Source organism: Modestobacter lapidis, assembly GCF_054780755.1.
On the sequence record NZ_BAAGVS010000034.1, the window covers coordinates 20,315 to 35,629 of the forward strand.

General features: G+C 69.8%; 14 protein-coding genes. 4 read left to right on the forward strand and 10 right to left on the reverse strand.

Annotated features, from left to right (window positions below):
• Positions 1-39 precede the first annotated feature (39 nt).
• Positions 40-957, forward strand: coding sequence for a LysR family transcriptional regulator (locus ACYVG5_RS20690; RefSeq protein WP_222050568.1), 918 nt, complete (start codon positions 40-42; stop codon positions 955-957).
• 37 nt (positions 958-994) lie between these two features.
• Here the strand turns inward: ACYVG5_RS20690 and ACYVG5_RS20695 are convergent, their stop codons facing one another.
• The gene (locus tag ACYVG5_RS20695) at positions 995-1,978 is read right to left on the reverse strand and encodes an alcohol dehydrogenase catalytic domain-containing protein (RefSeq protein ID WP_460683503.1); all 984 of its coding nucleotides are present in this window, start codon (positions 1,976-1,978) and stop codon (positions 995-997) included.
• Positions 1,979-2,358: 380 nt separating this feature from the next.
• Between ACYVG5_RS20695 and ACYVG5_RS20700 the strand changes: the two genes are divergently transcribed.
• The 3 genes from ACYVG5_RS20700 (at position 2,359) to ACYVG5_RS20710 (ending at position 5,720) form a co-directional block, all read left to right on the forward strand.
• On the forward strand, positions 2,359-3,540 hold the full coding sequence (locus ACYVG5_RS20700; protein ID WP_222050566.1) for an acyl-CoA dehydrogenase family protein: 1,182 nt from the start codon (positions 2,359-2,361) through the stop codon (positions 3,538-3,540).
• A 61-nt stretch (positions 3,541-3,601) separates the two neighbouring features.
• Positions 3,602-4,714: a cupin domain-containing protein gene (locus tag ACYVG5_RS20705; protein ID WP_222050565.1), complete on the forward strand. Its 1,113-nt coding sequence runs from the start codon at positions 3,602-3,604 to the stop codon at positions 4,712-4,714.
• Positions 4,715-4,817: 103 nt separating this feature from the next.
• Complete coding sequence (locus ACYVG5_RS20710) at positions 4,818-5,720, forward strand: fumarylacetoacetate hydrolase family protein (protein WP_222050564.1); 903 nt, start codon at positions 4,818-4,820, stop codon at positions 5,718-5,720.
• A 30-nt stretch (positions 5,721-5,750) separates the two neighbouring features.
• Here the strand turns inward: ACYVG5_RS20710 and ACYVG5_RS20715 are convergent, their stop codons facing one another.
• From ACYVG5_RS20715 to ACYVG5_RS20755, 9 genes are all read right to left on the reverse strand, one after another.
• Positions 5,751-6,584: an alpha/beta fold hydrolase gene (locus ACYVG5_RS20715; protein ID WP_222050563.1), complete on the reverse strand. Its 834-nt coding sequence runs from the start codon at positions 6,582-6,584 to the stop codon at positions 5,751-5,753.
• Between the two features lie 35 nt (positions 6,585-6,619).
• Positions 6,620-7,972, reverse strand: coding sequence for a bifunctional 3,4-dihydroxy-2-butanone-4-phosphate synthase/GTP cyclohydrolase II (locus tag ACYVG5_RS20720; protein ID WP_460683504.1), 1,353 nt, complete (start codon positions 7,970-7,972; stop codon positions 6,620-6,622).
• Positions 7,969-8,559 carry a flavin reductase family protein gene (locus ACYVG5_RS20725; protein WP_222050562.1) on the reverse strand — a complete coding sequence of 197 codons (591 nt, stop codon included), beginning with the start codon at positions 8,557-8,559 and terminating at the stop codon, positions 7,969-7,971. The genes ACYVG5_RS20720 and ACYVG5_RS20725 overlap by 4 nt, the downstream gene beginning before the upstream one ends.
• 260 nt (positions 8,560-8,819) lie before the next feature.
• Positions 8,820-10,019: an LLM class flavin-dependent oxidoreductase gene (locus tag ACYVG5_RS20730; RefSeq protein ID WP_222050561.1), complete on the reverse strand. Its 1,200-nt coding sequence runs from the start codon at positions 10,017-10,019 to the stop codon at positions 8,820-8,822.
• Between the two features lie 114 nt (positions 10,020-10,133).
• Entirely contained in the window at positions 10,134-11,156 is a 1,023-nt protein-coding gene (locus tag ACYVG5_RS20735) for a LysR substrate-binding domain-containing protein (RefSeq protein ID WP_222050560.1), read from the reverse strand.
• 37 nt (positions 11,157-11,193) lie between these two features.
• A complete protein-coding gene (locus tag ACYVG5_RS20740) occupies positions 11,194-12,030 on the reverse strand; it encodes an ABC transporter ATP-binding protein (RefSeq protein WP_222050559.1) in 837 nt (278 codons plus the stop codon).
• Positions 12,027-12,812 (reverse strand): ABC transporter permease, encoded by a 786-nt coding sequence (locus tag ACYVG5_RS20745; protein ID WP_222050558.1) that lies wholly within the window; start codon positions 12,810-12,812, stop codon positions 12,027-12,029. The genes ACYVG5_RS20740 and ACYVG5_RS20745 overlap by 4 nt, the downstream gene beginning before the upstream one ends.
• Positions 12,812-13,567, reverse strand: coding sequence for an ABC transporter permease (locus ACYVG5_RS20750; protein WP_460683505.1), 756 nt, complete (start codon positions 13,565-13,567; stop codon positions 12,812-12,814). Before ACYVG5_RS20750 ends, ACYVG5_RS20745 begins: the two co-directional genes overlap by 1 nt.
• A gap of 135 nt (positions 13,568-13,702) precedes the next feature.
• The gene (locus ACYVG5_RS20755; protein ID WP_460683506.1) at positions 13,703-14,650 is read right to left on the reverse strand and encodes an ABC transporter substrate-binding protein; all 948 of its coding nucleotides are present in this window, start codon (positions 14,648-14,650) and stop codon (positions 13,703-13,705) included.
• Positions 14,651-15,315 lie beyond the last annotated feature (665 nt).

The following is a 15,315-nucleotide window of genomic DNA, read 5'->3' on the forward strand; positions in this document are numbered from 1 at the left end:
CCCCGCCCGACGACCGACCGCCCGAGGAGGCCAGCGCCGATGGAGCTCCGGCACCTGCGCTACTACGTCACGGTCGCCGAGGAGCTGCACTTCCGCCGGGCCGCCGAGCGGCTGCACATCGTCCAGCCCGCGCTGAGCAAGCAGATCAGCGCGCTGGAGAAGGAGCTCGGCGTGGTGCTGCTGGAGCGGGACCGGCGGCACGTCAGCCTCACCGAGGCCGGGCAGGTCTTCCTCGATGAGGCGCTGGAGGTGCTCGCCCAGGCCGACGGGGCGGTGACCCGCGCCCGCGACGTGGGCCGCGGCGAGGTCGGCCGGCTCGACATCGGCTTCATCCAGCCCGCGCTCGCCGACCTGCTGCCGCGCACCATCCGGGTGTTCCGGCAGCACTACCCGGGGGTCAGGCTGACGCTCGGGGAGGCGACCAGCCGCACGGCGGTCGAGCGCATCGTGAGCCGCAGCATGCACTTCGCGTTCACCCGGCTGCCGGCCGAGGTCCGCCCCGAGCTGAGCACCGAGGTGGTCAGTGAGGAACCGGTGCTGCTGGTCGTGCCGAAGAGCCACGCGCTGGCCGCTCGGGAGTCGGTGCCGATCGCCGATCTGGTCGACGAAGACCTCATCCTCATCGACCGCAAGGTCGAGCCCGAGCTGCACGACTACTACGTCTCGGCCTGCAACACCGCGGGGTTCAGCCCCCGGGTGGCTCACGAGGTGAACAGCACCTCGGTGGCCATCGGCCTGGCCGCGGGCGGGCTGGGCATCGGCTTCGCCCCCAGTTCGGCCCGGCTGGCCGCCCAGCACAATGTCGCCTACCTCCGCATCGCGGGCGACGCCCCGAAGCTGACCATCGGCGCGATGTACCACTCCGGCCCGCGCCCGACGGTCCTGGAGAACTTCCTCAAACTGCGCCCGTGGGACCATGATCCCGGTCCGGACGCCCCGGGGCCGGCCGTTACGTGACCGCTCCGACCGATGTGGGCGCGGTGTGCCAGGGACGTCAGCCTGCCGGCGTGACGTAGGTCTTGGCCACGGTGACCGCACCGGAGGCCAGCTCGGCGAAGACGGCCGGTCCCTCGTCGAGGATCACGTGCCGCACGGTGTCCGGCGGCCGGATCTCCCCGGCATGCAGCCAGGCCACGGCCTGGGCGAAGTCCCCGCGGTCGTAGCAGTTGGCCCCGCGGAGGACCACCTCGCGGCGGATCACGGGGAACCACGACAGTTCATGCACGTCGGTGTGCAGGCCGACGAGCACCACCTGCCCTCCGGGGCGGGCCAGCCCGACCGCGGCAGTGCGGGTTCCCGCGACGCCGACCACGTCGAAGACGACGTCGAACCCGCCCTCGGGACGGGCGGCGGCCACCGCGGCCGCGACGTCGGTGGACTCCACCGTCGTCTCCGCCCCGGCGGCGACGGCGGCCGCCCGGCGCTGCGGGTGCGGCTCGACGACGGTGATCTCTGGGATGCCGAGCAGTCGGGCGGCCTGCACGACCAGGTTGCCGATCGACCCCGCCCCGATCACCAGCACCGACCGCGGCTCGGCGGGCAGCACCAGCTGCACGTCGTGACAGGCCTGAGCCAACGGTTCGGCGGTCGCAGCGAGCTGGGCGGTCACCGTGTCGTCGACGGCGATGAGGTTGCGGGCCGGGACGGCGACGCGCTCGGCGAACGCCCCCGCCCGGTGGACGCCGATGATCTGCAGGTGCGGGCAGAGGTTGTCCGTGTCGTTGCGGCACGCCCAGCACTTCCCGCAGGTGACCTGAGCGTTCACCGCCACCCGCCGGCCCAGCCACGCGCGGTCGACATTGTCGGCGACGGCCGTGACCACACCTGCGAACTCGTGCCCGCGGACGTCACCGGGGCGGGCGATGCCCATGTTGCCGCGGTAGGCGGTGACGTCGGAGCCGCAGATACCGACCCGGTGCACGGTCACGACCACCTCGCCGGCGACGGCGACCGGTTCGTCGACCTCACCGACGGTCATCGCGCCTGGACCCGCCCAGCGCAGCGCCCTCATGGTTGCGGAGCCCCGGCTGCGGACGGAGGCGCCATGGCCGAGATGCTCATCGTCGATCTCCCTTCGGCTGGTCCGATCAGCCACTCCCCGGGCCGGGCGGCGGACCCATCGGCGATGTGTCTACGGCAGGGCGGGGTCCCCGCGCCAATGACCGGTTCGCCTCCTGTGATCACCGAGCGCGGACTCCGGCAGGGCGGAAGGCCACGGGCTGTGCCATTCCCGGATGTGATCTGTGGGCTACGGCTACCTATCACCAGGGCATCGTCTTCGGCACTCCTCTCCCATAGATTCGAGGAGAGTCCACCGGCGTGACCGTGGCCGCCCGCACGACGACGTAGGAGCAGACCATGACCACCGTTGACGAGAAGCCTGCCTCGCCCGCCGTCGCGCCCGATCCCGCCGATGTCATCCGGGCCGCCGAGGCCCTGCACGACCTCGTCGACGCGCACGGCGCGGAGAACGACCGGACCGGCCGCATCGCCGAACCCGTCGTCGAGGCGCTGTACGCCAGCGGTGCCATCTCGACGTTCACCCCCCGGGAGCTCGGCGGCGCGGAGATGACGCCGCGGCAGGCCATGGACGTGTACCGGGCGCTCTCCTACGCCGATCCGTCGACCGGGTGGGTGACGATGGCGCTGAGCATGGTCACTGGTCTGGCCGGGGCCTTCTTCGACAAGGACACGGCTGCGGAGCTGTTCAGCACCCCCCGGCTGGGTATCGCCGGGCAGGGCACCAGGCCGGGCAAGGCGGTCCCTGTGGACGGCGGCTACCTGCTCACCGGGTCCTGGAGCTTCGCGTCCGGGATCAAGCACGCCACCCATCTGCACACCGCGGCGCAGGACACCGAGACCGGCGAACCCCGCTTCTTCATCGTCCCGGTCGATCAGGTCACCTTCGACCAGGACAGCTGGGACGTGATGGGCCTGCGCGGCACCGGCAGCATCGACTACACGCTGCGGGACGTCTTCGTTCCGACCAACTACAGCTACTACACACTGCGCACCGACCCGGTCACCGGCGGCGACCTGTACCGGGTCGGCATCGGGAACTACGCGAGCCTCAACCACGGTTCCTGGGCGCTGGGCACCGGCCGCCGCCTGCTCGACGAGCTGGCCCTGGCGGTGCGGGCCAAGGCCGGCCAGCCCGGCGGGCAGGCCGACTCGGAGAGCTTCACCGAGCAGTACGCCCATGCCGAGGTCAAGCTGCGTGCCGCCAAGGCCTTCCTCTACGAGGTGTGGGAGGAGATCGAGGCCTCCCTCGCCGGCGGGAACGGGGTGCCGGTCCGGCTGGAGACCCTCAACCGGGTGGCCCTGAACAACGCCACCTTCACCACCCACGACATCGCCCAGTTCGTCTACCTCAACAGTGGCTCGGCGGCGCTGCGGCAGGGCATCGTCCAGCGGTTGTTCCGCGACGTGCACGGCGGCACCCAGCACATCTCGTCCTCCCCGATGATCATGCGGTCGGCCGGGCGCGAGCTGGCCGGGCTGGCCGAGGGGAAGCGCTGGGTGCACTTCAATCTGAAGTGAGCCCACGGTCCAGACTGACCAGCGAGGCAGCACCCGCCCAGGAGATGAAGGAGTTCCTCCGATGACCATCGAGACGCAGCCCGGACCGGCGACGGAGTTCGGTGACGAGGCGGAGCTGGATGCGCTGTACCGGGATCTGGCGGCGGTGGACCTGCGGCCGTTGTGGACCATCACGGAGCAGTTGCTGACGCCGTCGCCGAAGCCGGCAGCCGTGCCTTGGTTGTGGTCGGCGGCGACGATGAAGCCGCTGGCGCGGCGGGCGATCTCGTTGGTGCCGGTGGAGCGTGGTGGTGAGCGCCGGGTGCTGAGCCTGCAGAACCCCGGGCTGGGCGGCCGGCCCTACGCGGTGGGCACGTTGTGGGGGGCGATCCAGTGCCTGGGGCCGCGGGAGGTGGCGCCGGCGCACCGGCACACGCCGGGGGCGATCCGGTTCGTGCTGGAGGGCGAGGGCGTCTGGACGACGGTGGACGGCGACGCGTGTGACATGCGGCCGGGTGACCTGGTGCTGACGCCGTCGATGAACTGGCACGACCACACCTCCGCCGTCGATGGGGAGATGTTCTGGTTCGACGGTCTGGACCTGCCGATGGTCGAGGCGTTGGACGGGGTGTTCTTCGAGGAGTACCCGGGGCCGGGGGAGGCCCAGCCGGAGCCGGTGGAGCACAACGTCTCGGAGCGCACCCATGCCGGCGGGACGCGGTACGTGGCCGGGTCGGTGACCGACACGCTCTCGCCGCGACACTCGCAGTTGATGAACTACCGGTGGGCCGACACGTCGGCGGAGCTGGACCGGCTCGCCGCGGCGACCGATGACCCGCTGATCCGGGTGGAGTACGTGGACCCCGAGACCGGGGCCAGCGTGCTGCCGACGATGGCGTGCGCGGTGCACCGGGTGCGGGCCGGGCGGCGTTCGGCGCCGGTGCGGCGGGCGGGGAACGCGATCTACGTGGCCTACCAGGGATCCGGTTCGTCGGTGATCGGTGGGGAGCGGTTCGACTGGGGGCCGGGGGACATGTTCGTGGTGCCGTCCTGGGTGCCGGTGGAGCACGCCGCCCACGAGCAGGCGGACCTGTTCGTGGTCAGTGACGAGCCGGTGTTCCGGGCGCTGGGCATCGCCCGCACCGAGACCCTGCCCGAGGCGCAGCAGGTCACGGGCACCTTCACCCCCCGCTGACCTCCCCTCGTGCTTTTTCGGGCTCAAGCACGCGTGCTTGAGCCCGAAAAAGCACCCGGGGGACTGACCGGCACCCTTCTTTTCCTCCCGTCTGGAGTTCTCGATGAAGCTCGCCCTGTTCGATTCTGCTGCCGGCATGGCCCGGCTGGGTGTGGTGACCACCGGTCCGGACGGGTCGGCCGAGGGTGCGTCGGTGGTGGATGTGACCGGCGCGTTGCCGTGGGCGCATGATCCGGATCCGGTGACGGCGGGGTGGTGGCGGGCGTTGTGCCGGGATTTCGAGCTGTTGCGTCCGGTGTTGGAGAAGGCCGTGGCCGAGGGGCCGGCGGTGTCGTTGGGGGAGGTGTCGTTGCGGGCGCCGGTGTTGTCGCCGTCGAAGATCGTGGCGGCGGCGTCGAACTATGGCGAGCACGTGGCGGAGATGCACGGGGTGCAGGAGCGGACGTTGGGCCGGGTGGAGGCCTGGATGATGGAGTTCGACGTCTTCTTGAAGGCTCCGTCGTCGATCGTGGGGCCGGGTGCTGCGGTGGTGCTTCCCGATGAGGTGGTGGCCCGGGGTTTCGAGGTGCACCACGAGTCGGAGTTGGTGATCGTGATCGGTGCGGGTGGGCGGGACATCCCGCTGGATCGGGCGATGGAGCACGTGCTGGGGTTCACCGCTGGGTTGGACATCACCGTGCGGTCCCCGGCGGACCGGTCGAAGCGGAAGTCCTATGACTCGTTCTCCCCGTTGGGGCCGTGGATCGTGACCCGGGACGAGGCGGGGGACGGCGGGGATCTGGACATCCTGCTCACCTCCGGCGGTCAGGTGCGGCAGTCGGTGAACACTGCCGATCTGCTCACCCCGGTGCCGCAGATCGTGGCCTACGCCAGCTCGATCATGACGCTGAACCCCGGTGATGTGTTGTTCACCGGGGCGCCTCCCGGGGTCGGGCCGATCACCGCCGGCGAGACGCTGGAGATGACCATCAGCCGGATCGGCTCCATGACCGTTCCGGTCACCTGAACAGACCGGGCGCTGACCCCTCGTGCGGCCCTACTGAAAGCCCGGCAGGACGTCCCCGACGAACGCCGCGATGGCGTCGGCCAGTGGTCGGTGCGCGCCGTCGTAGCTGTGCCCGGCCCCCGGCAGCTCCAGCATCACCTTCTGCGGCGCGGTCAGTTGGGCGAAGAGGCTGCGCCACTCAGCCGCCCGGGTCTCCGCGCCGCCGAAGGCGAGCAGTACCGGGACGTCGGAGGCGTTGCAACCGTCCAGCCAGCGGCCGGGTCGCTCGTGCAGTCGTTCGACGAGCGAGGCAGCCGAGATGGCGTAGTACCAACTCGGCACCGGGATCAGCAAGTGGCCGTCTCCGGATGCCACCATCTCCTCGGCCTGACGGCCCACGTCCCGCAACTGGTCGTCGTCGGGCCACCAGGCCGACAAGGGAAAGCGCACCGACGTCAGCGGTGACAGGAACACCCGGCCGGCGACGGGCGGTCGTCGCACCGAGTAGTCGCCGAGGAAGTAGCCGCCTGCCGAGTGGGTCACGAGGACCACCGGCAGCCCGGTGTGGTCGTGCAGCCACCGCACGCCGGCGTCCAGGTCGGCTGCCCCCTCATCGAGTCGCTCCCACATCCCGCCGTACGCGGCCCCCGGTCCCGGCGCGATACCCGCCGCGTCACCGAGTCGGCTGTAGGCCAGGTCGTGGCAGCGCAGGTTGAGCGAGAGGTGCACGAACCGGTCGGGAGCGATCAACGGTGGCAGCACCCTCGGGGGGCCGCTGTAGAAGTTGCCGCCCTTGCCGTGGACGTGGAGGACGGCAGCCTCGGCAGCACCGGACGGTGGCTCCTGGACGACCCCGTGCAGCGGCGACCCGTCCTCTGCAGGCATCTCGACGAGGATCGGTCCCTGCCTCGGCAGCGACGTCACGGCACGCACTTCCCACGCACGACCAGGCGCGGAGCCAGGCCCACCACCGCCGGCTCGGCGAGGTCCTCGACCAGCGAGGCGTCGTAGCGCGCCACCTCAGGGAGGTCATGACCCATCCGGTCACGCTTGGTGCGCAGGTAGCGGATGTTCTCCGCGCTGGGCGTGACCAGCAGGGGCGACCGCCCCAGCACGCTCAGACCGTGGTGCTCGAGTGCGGTCCGCTTGTCCAGGTTGTTGGTGAGCAGTCGCATGCTCGTGACCCCAAGGTCGGCCAGGACCTGAGCACCGACGCCGTAGTCGCGGTTATCGGCAGGCAGGCCCAGCTCGAGGTTGGCATCGACCGTGTCGGCGCCCAGGTCCTGGAGTTGGTACGCCTGCAGCTTGTGGGCCAGGCCGATCCCGCGGCCTTCCTGGCCCCGCAGGTAGAGCACCACCCCGCGGCCCTCCGCGGCGACCGCCGCCAGTGAGGCATCCAGTTGGGAGCCGCAGTCGCAGCGCAGCGAACCGAACACGTCGCCGGTCAGGCACTCGGAGTGGACCCGGACGAGCACGTCGCGGCCGTCACCCAGATCACCCATCACCAGCGCCACGTGCTCGGTACCTTCCCGCAGGTCGGCGTAGTCGATCGCCTGGAAGGTGCCGTGCGCGGTGGGAATGCGGGCCTGGGCGACCGCACGGACGTGGCACTCGTGGGCCCGGCGGAAGGCGATCAGGTCGGCGATGCTGACCAGGGTGAGTCGGTGCTGGGCGCAGAAGCCGCGCAGATCGGGCAGGCGGGCCATGGTGCCGTCGTCGTTGACTATCTCGCACAGCGCTCCGGCCGGACGTAGCCCGGCCAGCCGCGCCAGGTCCACTGCGGCCTCGGTGTGGCCCGCCCGCTGCAGCACCCCGCCGTCCCTCGCGCGCAGCGGAACGACGTGGCCCGGGCGGCTGAGGTCCCGCGGTGTGGTCGCTGCCGACGCCAGCAACCGAATGGTGTGCGCCCGGTCGGTCGCGCTGATACCGGTGCTCACCCCGGCGGCGGCGTCCACGGTGACCGTGTACGCCGTGCCGTGCGCGTCCTGGTTGATGTGATGCATCGGTGGCAGGTCGAGCCGGTCCGCCTCCGCGCCGGTGAGCGCGGCACAGACGAATCCGGACGTGTGCCGGACCATGAACGCCAACAGTTCCGGGGTGGCCTGCTCGGCGGCGAAGACCAGGTCGCCCTCGTTCTCCCGGGCCTCGTCATCGACCACGACCACGGCCCGACCGGCTGCCAGGTCGGCCAGGGCCTGCTCGATCGGGTCGAAGCCGATGGCGGCGGGAGCCGCGGTGCGGGCCTCCGTTCCCGGCCGCAGGGTCGCGGTCACTGGTCCCTCCTGATGGGCAACCCGTCGGCGGACGGCGCGGCGGCGGAGAACCCGTCGAACATCTGGCTCCGGAAGAACAGGGCTGGGTCCTTCGCGGCGTCGTGAGCCACCCGCACGACCCGCCCGATCACGAGCAGGTGGGTGCCGCTGGCGATCACGTCGGCCACGGTGCACTCCAGGTGGGACAGGGCGCCGGTGAGCAACGGTGCCCCGACGACCCCGGGCTCGCTGTCGACCTGGGACAGCTTGCCCACTTCCTTGGAGGCGAACAGCTGGGCCGTGCCGAGTTGGTCGGCGGCCAGCACGTTGACCGCGAAGGTCTGCGACCGCTCGATGGCCGACCAGGTGTTCGAGGTCCGCGCCAGGCAAACGATGACCTGCGGCGGCTCGAGACTCAGCGAGGTGAAGGAGTTGACCGTCCCCCCGAAGTCCTGCCCATCGGCCGACGCCGTCACCACCACGACCCCGGTGGCGAACTGGGCGCAGGCCGCGCGCAGCGCACCGGCGTCCATCGGGGCGGGGGACACGCCGCCCACCAGATTGCCGACACCGGTCGGCTGGATGCTGGTGAGTGTTCGGGGCGCCATGCTCGCTCCTTCGATGCTGTAGTCCGGACACCGGACGCGCCGGCGCCGTGGTGGTAGGGCTCCTGGAGTGACGCCCCACACCCTGTGTCTAACGGGCCGGTTGCGTGTTCCGCCAATACACAGTTGTGCGCAGTGATTCCTCCGAGGCATCGGTCGCGGCTCCCGAGGTGGAGACAGGCCGCCCGACAGTCGTCGCCCACCGAGCCCGTGAGCACGGTGGGCGACGGCTGTTCCGGTCCGGAAAGCGGCCCGGCCAGAGCTCAGGCGGTGGCCACCGCGCCGGCACGGGCACCGGTCACCTCGTGCGCGTGGAGACGGGGGAGCACCTCGTCCGCGAAGCGCTGGATCTGGTCCATGTACATGTCGTGCGGCATGTTGCCTCGGTTGAGGCTCACGATGAGCGTGCCGGCGCCCGCGTGCTCGGCGGTCTCGATGAGCCGCTCGGTGACCTCCTCCGCGTCACCCCAGGGCATGTTCTCGGCCTGACGCTTCACGTCCTCCATCGTCAGGTCACGGAAGTCCGACCGTGACCGCGCCGCTGCCTGCATGTTCTCCGGACGGATGTAGTCGTCCGACGCGGCCGTGACATAGCCCTTGGCCCGCTGCTTGTTCGTCTCGGTGATGTTGCCGTGGCTGAACAGCACGTGGTTGAAGTACAGGTAGTAGGGCCCGGTCTGCTCGATCGCCTCCGCCTTGCTGTCGGCGATGAATGCATTGGCCGGCACCGACAGGTGATCGGGCGTGAGCTGGTGGCCGTGTTCGGCCAGGCACTTCCCGTAGTAGTTGATCACGTCCTCGCGGAGACCACGCGACGTCGCCCCCGGGGTGATCGGGATGTTGTGCCGGGCCGCGAACTCGATCGACTCCTTGCTCCCGGTCACCGGCATCCAGATCGGCGGGTGGGGCTGCTGGAACGGCCGGGGCCACATCGCCACGTCCTTGTACTGCCAGAACTGGCCCTCGTAGGAGAAGACCTCCTCCTGCCAGGCGCCGAGGAGGATTTCGTGGGCCTCCTCGAAACGAGCGCGTGAATCGGGCAGTGGCACGTTGTGCACCTGGTACTCGCGCGGGATACCGCGGGCGAAGCCGGAGATGAGCCTCCCTTCGGACATGCAGTCCAGCATCGCCAGCTCCTCGGCCAGACGCAGCGGCTCGTGCAGCGGCAGCAGGTTGCCGTAGATGAGGAGCTTGAGTCGCTTGGTGCGCTGCGTTGCCGCTGCCGCGAGCAGGTTCGGCGAGTTCATCAGGCCGTAGGGGGAGGTGTGGTGCTCGTTGAAGGCCACCCCGTCGTAGCCCAGCTCGTCCAGCAGTTCCCACGCGTCCAGGTGCTCGGCGTACGTTCGCGCGGCGACCTCCGGACGGAAGTGCCGCCGGGGAAGTGGGTAGGGCAGCTCCTTGTCCACCAGGAGGCCCTGGAGGTCCTCGTCGTAGGGAACGAGGTCGAAGACGAACACCTTCATGGCACCCAAACTCCTTAGTTGTGTTCGACACCCTGCTCGGGCCAGAGGTCGGCCCGGGCCAGGTCATCTGAGCACCGCGCGAACGCGCGGTGGTGGTCCGGGTGACGGCAGAGATCACCCGGGGAGCGGAACTCCCGCTCCGATCGGTGGTCGATCCGTGTGGTCGACGTCCTGCCCGGTGGAGCCGGCCTCCGGAGGCGGTCCGGCACCGGCCTCCGCGGGCGCTCGCGGCAAAGCGCCGGTGTCGTCGGGCTGGATGCGTGACCACGGACTGAGCGACAGGAAGGACCGCAACAGGGGAGGTGTCGGCCCGCTACGCCACACCATCCCGATGATGAGCCGGGGCCCCGGTTCGACGAGTGGCACGTACGCCACGCCGGGATGGGCCACGAGCCGGGCGGAGGAGGGGACGAAGGCCAGGCCGAGACCGCCGGCCACCAGCCCGACCGCCACCGGGGTGCGGTTCACCTCGTGCACGACCGTTGGGCTGAACCCCGCCTCGGCGCACATCGAGGTGTAGTAGTCGAACAGGATCGGCTCCTGCGACCGCGGGATCATGATGATCGGCTCGTCGGCGAGCTCGGTGAGCGCCACCTGGTCCGACCCCGCCAACGGGTGGTTGTCGGGGATGGCCAGCATGACGGGCTCCTCGTGCACCGTCGCGCAGTTCAGTTCCGGGTGCGCGGGGAGCGGCAGGCGTACGAATGCCAGGTCCAGCTGCCTGCCCAACACCCCGTCGACAGCTTCGACGTTGTGCAGCTCCTTCAGCAGCAGGCGCACCTGCGGGTAACGGGCGCGGTACCGGCGCAACAGGCGGGGCAGCAACTCGTAGAGCGCCGGAGCGATGAAACCGACGCTCAGGGAGCCGATCTCGCCACGGCTGGCCAGATGCGCCCGCTGTACCGCGCCCTCTGCCTGCGTGAGGATGTGACGGGCGTCCTCGAGCAGCACGGTGCCCGCTTCGGTCAGCTGGACGTGGCGCTTGGTGCGCTCGAACAGCCGCACGCCGAGCTCCTGCTCCAGGGAGGCGATCTGCTTGCTGAGCGCTGGTTGAACGATGTGCAGTCGGAGGGCGGCTCGGCCGAAGTGCAGCTCCTCGGCGACGGCCAGGAAGTAGCGCAGGTGTCGCAGTTCCATGCTCAGGCCCCCTCTCGTCGTCCGACCGAATCGGCGTTCAGCCCTGGGTGACCAGTTCCAGGATGTGCGTGCGGAGTGCGGCGAAGGCGGGGTCGTTGCGGGTGTGGACCTGGTTGCGTGGGCGGCCCAGGGGGACGTCGACGAGTTCCTTGACCACGCTGGGGGCCTGCGAGAGCACGACGATGCGGTCGGCGAGATAGACGGCCTCGTCGATGTCGTGGGTGACGAGGACGACGGTGACGCCGAACTCCTCCCGGATCTGCAGGATCATGTCCTCGAGCTCGAACCTGGTCTGGGCGTCGACCGAGGCGAACGGCTCGTCCATCAGCAGCAGGTCGGGCCGGTAGGCCAGGGCCCGGGCGATGGCCACGCGCTGCTGCATGCCGCCGGACAGCTGCCACGGGTAGCGGTCCGATGCGCCGGCGAGGCCGACGGCGGCCAGCATCTCCTCGACCCGATCACGGCGTTCCTGCTTGGCCACGCCCTTCACCTTGAGGGGCAGTTCGACGTTGCGGCCGACCTTCGACCAGGGGAACAACGACCTGGAGTAGTCCTGGAACACCACCGACAACTGGTCGGGGACCTTGTCGATGACCTGGCCCTCGAACATGGTTTCCCCGCTGGTGGGAGGCATCAGCCCGGACAGGCAGCGCAGCAGGGTCGTCTTGCCGGCGCCGCTGGGGCCCACGACGCAGACGAACTCGCCCTTGCCCACCTCGAAGGTGATGTCCGCGACGGCGAGCTTGCGGTCGCCGTCCACGACGTAGGATTTGCTGACGTGCCGGGCTGCCAGCACGGGCTGCTCGTCGGGCGTCTGCTCACCGTACGGCGCCATCGAGCGGGCCGGGTCGCTCGACGAGGTGGTGGGGGTCATGGGACCTGAAGGGCTTGACGTGCCTGGTAGTGCCACCGGAGGAGTCGCCTCTCGATTCGGAGGAACAGAAAGTTGAGGATGCTGCCGGCGATGCCGAGGACGAGGATGCCGGTCCACATGTCGAGGGTCTCGAAGGTCTGCTGGGCGTAGAGGATGAAGTAGCCGATGCCCTGCGTGGCCGCCGCCATCTCCGAGACGACCATCAGGATGATCCCGAAGGCCAGGGCGGTCCGGAGGCCGGCGAAGATCTGTGGTGAGGCCGCCGGGAGCACGACGCGGCGCATCGTGTCCCAGGTGTTCAAGCGCAGCGCGCTGGCGACGTCGAGCTTGACCTTGTCGGTCCCGCGCATCCCGTCGAGGGTGTTGAGCAGCACCGGCCACACGCAGGTGAAGAAGATGATCCACACCTTCATCTCCACCCCGATGCCGAAGATCAGGATGACCGCGGGCAGCAGCGCGGGCGCCGGCAGGACGTACAGGAAGTAGATGACCGGGTGTGCGGCGGTGGCGATCGGGCGCACCCGCCACAGCAGGGCGCCGGCGCTGATGCCGATGACGGCCGCGGCGGCGTATCCGAGGGCCAGGTTGCGCAGGCTGGGGAGCAGGTCGCTACGGGTGTGCTCGAAGAACCACAGTTCCTGCAACCGACCGACGATCTCCGACAGCGGGGGGAAGAAGGGCGATGTCGAGGACGCCGAGGCCACCCACCACAGGGCGATCAGTGCGACCGGGAGCCACAGGTGGACCAGCAGGGACCGCAGCCCCGGCAGGGCTTTGTGCATCAGGAGTGCTCCGGTCGGTAGGCGTCGTGCCAGCGCAGCAGTCGGCGTTCGGCGACGGTGAACAGCAGGGCGACCGTGACCCCGAGCAGTCCGGCGGCGATGATCCGCGCGTACATCGCCGGGAGGGCCTGGACACCGGAGATCGCGGCAGTCGTGATCTCCACGCCGAGTCCCCGGCCGCCGGCGATGAGCTCGGTGACGATGGTGATGGTCAGCGCCCCCGACGCCGCGACTCGCAGCCCGGTGGCGATGAACGGTGACGCCGAGGGCATCACCACGCCGAAGAACCGGCGCACCCGTCCGACTCCCAGCACGGTGGCGGTGTCCCGGATGACCGGGTCCATCGACTTCACGCCGTACGAGGTCTGGACCAGCAGCGGCCAGGCGACCCCGAAGCCGACCAGGACGACCTTCATCGTCAGGGTGGTGCCCATCACAAGGATGGCCAGCGGGAGCACCGCGATGACCGGAACGGTCTTGAAGAACTCCACCACCACAGCGGAGCTGCGTTCGGCGAAGCGGTTGAGCGCCAGGAACGTCCCGAGCAGCAGGCCCACCGTGGCGCCGAGCGTCAGGCCGAGCCCCCAGCCCAGCACGGTCTGCCCGACGGCCGACCAGAACTGCTGGCGGCCGGATTCCTCCGCCAGGGCCCTGAAGGTGGCGCCGGGACCAGGGACCGAATTCGCGTCGAGCATCCCGATGGCGCTGAGGACGTACCACACCAGGAGGAGCGCGACCACGCCGGCGATCTTCACGCCGATCCCGATACCGCCTCGGATACCGCCGCGGACACGGTTCGGGACGCCCCCGGCCAGCGCCGAGGGTCGAGCTGTTGCATCTGTCGCCACGGCCGCGCTCCTCCTGTCAGATGTGGCTTGCCGTCACCGGGTTCAGGAGTCGGCGGGCGTGTAGACGATCGACTCCATCGGGAGCGTCTCGTCCAGGAAGCCGTGCTTGACCATGTGCTCCTGGATCATCTGGATGCTCTCGATGTTCAGCTCCGGGGTGTAGATCGAGCCGGTTTCGGCCTTCGCGGCCTGCTCCGGGGTCATGTCGAGGAACTTCGGCAGCTGTGCCAGCGCCTCGTCGACGTGGTCGGCGGCGTACTCGAGGGCCGCGCTGTGCGCGTCGATGAACTTCTGGACCTCTTCGGGGCTCTCCTCGATGTACTCCCCACTGGCCGCGAAACAGGTTCCCTGCCCCTCGGGGATGAAGGTCCTCTCCTGCCAGGCGACCCCCCGGTTGCCCGCGGCGAGGATCTGCGCGGAGAACGGTGCGGTCGCCACGACCGCGTCGACGCGTCCCTGCTCGAGTGCCGCTTGCAGCTGCGGGAAGGGGATCTGGACGAACTCCGCCGCACCCGGGTCGGCCCCGGCGTCGGACATCTCCTCCATCACGAACAGGTGGTTCAGCGAGCCCAGGCCGACGACGCCGACCTTCTTGCCCTCCAGGTCCGCGGCGGACTGGATCGGGCTGTCGGCGGTGACCATGAGGCCGGTGTAGTCCACGTCCGGCGACGGGTCCGAGCGGCCGTCGACGGGGGTCACGCATCGCACATCGGTGCCGTTCGCGACGGCCGCGATCAGCGTGATGGTGGTGGTGAAGCCGATCTGCTGCTCACCGTTCACGAGGCTCGCGATCACCGCGGCCGGAGCCTGGGCCGGGGTGGTGGTCAGGTCGATCCCGTGCTCTTCGTAGATACCCTGCTCGATGCCCAGGAACAGCGGCGCGTCTCCGGTGTAGGGCACGTAACCGAGGGTCATCTCGGTCATCTCGTCGGCGCCGCCGCCCGAGGCGTCACCGCCGTCCGAGCCCCCACACGCAGCGGTCGTCGCCACGGTCACGACGGCAAGGGCGGTCAGGCAGGTTCCGGATCTGAACGTTGATGTCACAGGTGCTCCTTCTGGGCTGTGCGGGTGGGTTCGGAGAGCCGATGTCCCTGCGTACCGGCGACCGCGGCGAGCGCTGGGCAGGACGGCCACGTGCTGGGTGGTTCTTCGAGACAGGCTGATGGCCCGTGGAGTCCCCGGGCCGGCTGGCGAGAAGATGCTCGGTGACGATGTCAGCGGACTGGGATGCGGTCCCTGCCGGCGCGCATCCTGGCCGGGATCATCACCGGGAGGAGCGGATCGCGCCGGCGGCCGGCACGGCTCTCTTGCCGTGTTCACCGCACCGCATCTGTGCCGGCATCCTTCTCCTCGTCTGGTGGCGCGACCGGGCACCGCGGGCTGTGACCTGGATCTCGTGATCAACGTCTCGCCGACCGTAGACGACGAGTCGTTAACCGCCAATGCAAAAAAATGACGAACTGATAGCCCGGAGGCATGAGAGGGCAACGGTTGACTCATTCCCGACGGTCCGCACAGCGCGCCATCAGTGCATTGGCCCCGCATGGGTCCGTCGTGCCTAGCCCGGGGCTTTCACGCCGGGTCTTGATCACCTGGTGGGAGATGTAGGAAAGGTGCTCCTGAGCTGGGAAGATGTGGCTTGTCTAGGGTCACAA

What these genes read in the sequence shown, in the direction of transcription:
- ACYVG5_RS20740 (WP_222050559.1), bottom strand. Translation starts at nt 12,030, where the DNA reads ATGACCCCCACCACCTCGTCGAGCGACCCGGCCCGCTCGATGGCGCCG.
- ACYVG5_RS20730 (WP_222050561.1), bottom strand. Translation starts at nt 10,019, where the DNA reads ATGAAGGTGTTCGTCTTCGACCTCGTTCCCTACGACGAGGACCTCCAG.
- ACYVG5_RS20715 (WP_222050563.1), bottom strand. Translation starts at nt 6,584, where the DNA reads ATGCCTGCAGAGGACGGGTCGCCGCTGCACGGGGTCGTCCAGGAGCCA.
- ACYVG5_RS20745 (WP_222050558.1), bottom strand. Translation starts at nt 12,812, where the DNA reads ATGCACAAAGCCCTGCCGGGGCTGCGGTCCCTGCTGGTCCACCTGTGG.
- ACYVG5_RS20735 (WP_222050560.1), bottom strand. Translation starts at nt 11,156, where the DNA reads ATGGAACTGCGACACCTGCGCTACTTCCTGGCCGTCGCCGAGGAGCTG.
- ACYVG5_RS20690 (WP_222050568.1), top strand. Translation starts at nt 40, where the DNA reads ATGGAGCTCCGGCACCTGCGCTACTACGTCACGGTCGCCGAGGAGCTG.
- ACYVG5_RS20695 (WP_460683503.1), bottom strand. Translation starts at nt 1,978, where the DNA reads ATGACCGTCGGTGAGGTCGACGAACCGGTCGCCGTCGCCGGCGAGGTG.
- ACYVG5_RS20700 (WP_222050566.1), top strand. Translation starts at nt 2,359, where the DNA reads ATGACCACCGTTGACGAGAAGCCTGCCTCGCCCGCCGTCGCGCCCGAT.
- ACYVG5_RS20710 (WP_222050564.1), top strand. Translation starts at nt 4,818, where the DNA reads ATGAAGCTCGCCCTGTTCGATTCTGCTGCCGGCATGGCCCGGCTGGGT.
- ACYVG5_RS20705 (WP_222050565.1), top strand. Translation starts at nt 3,602, where the DNA reads ATGACCATCGAGACGCAGCCCGGACCGGCGACGGAGTTCGGTGACGAG.
- ACYVG5_RS20725 (WP_222050562.1), bottom strand. Translation starts at nt 8,559, where the DNA reads ATGGCGCCCCGAACACTCACCAGCATCCAGCCGACCGGTGTCGGCAAT.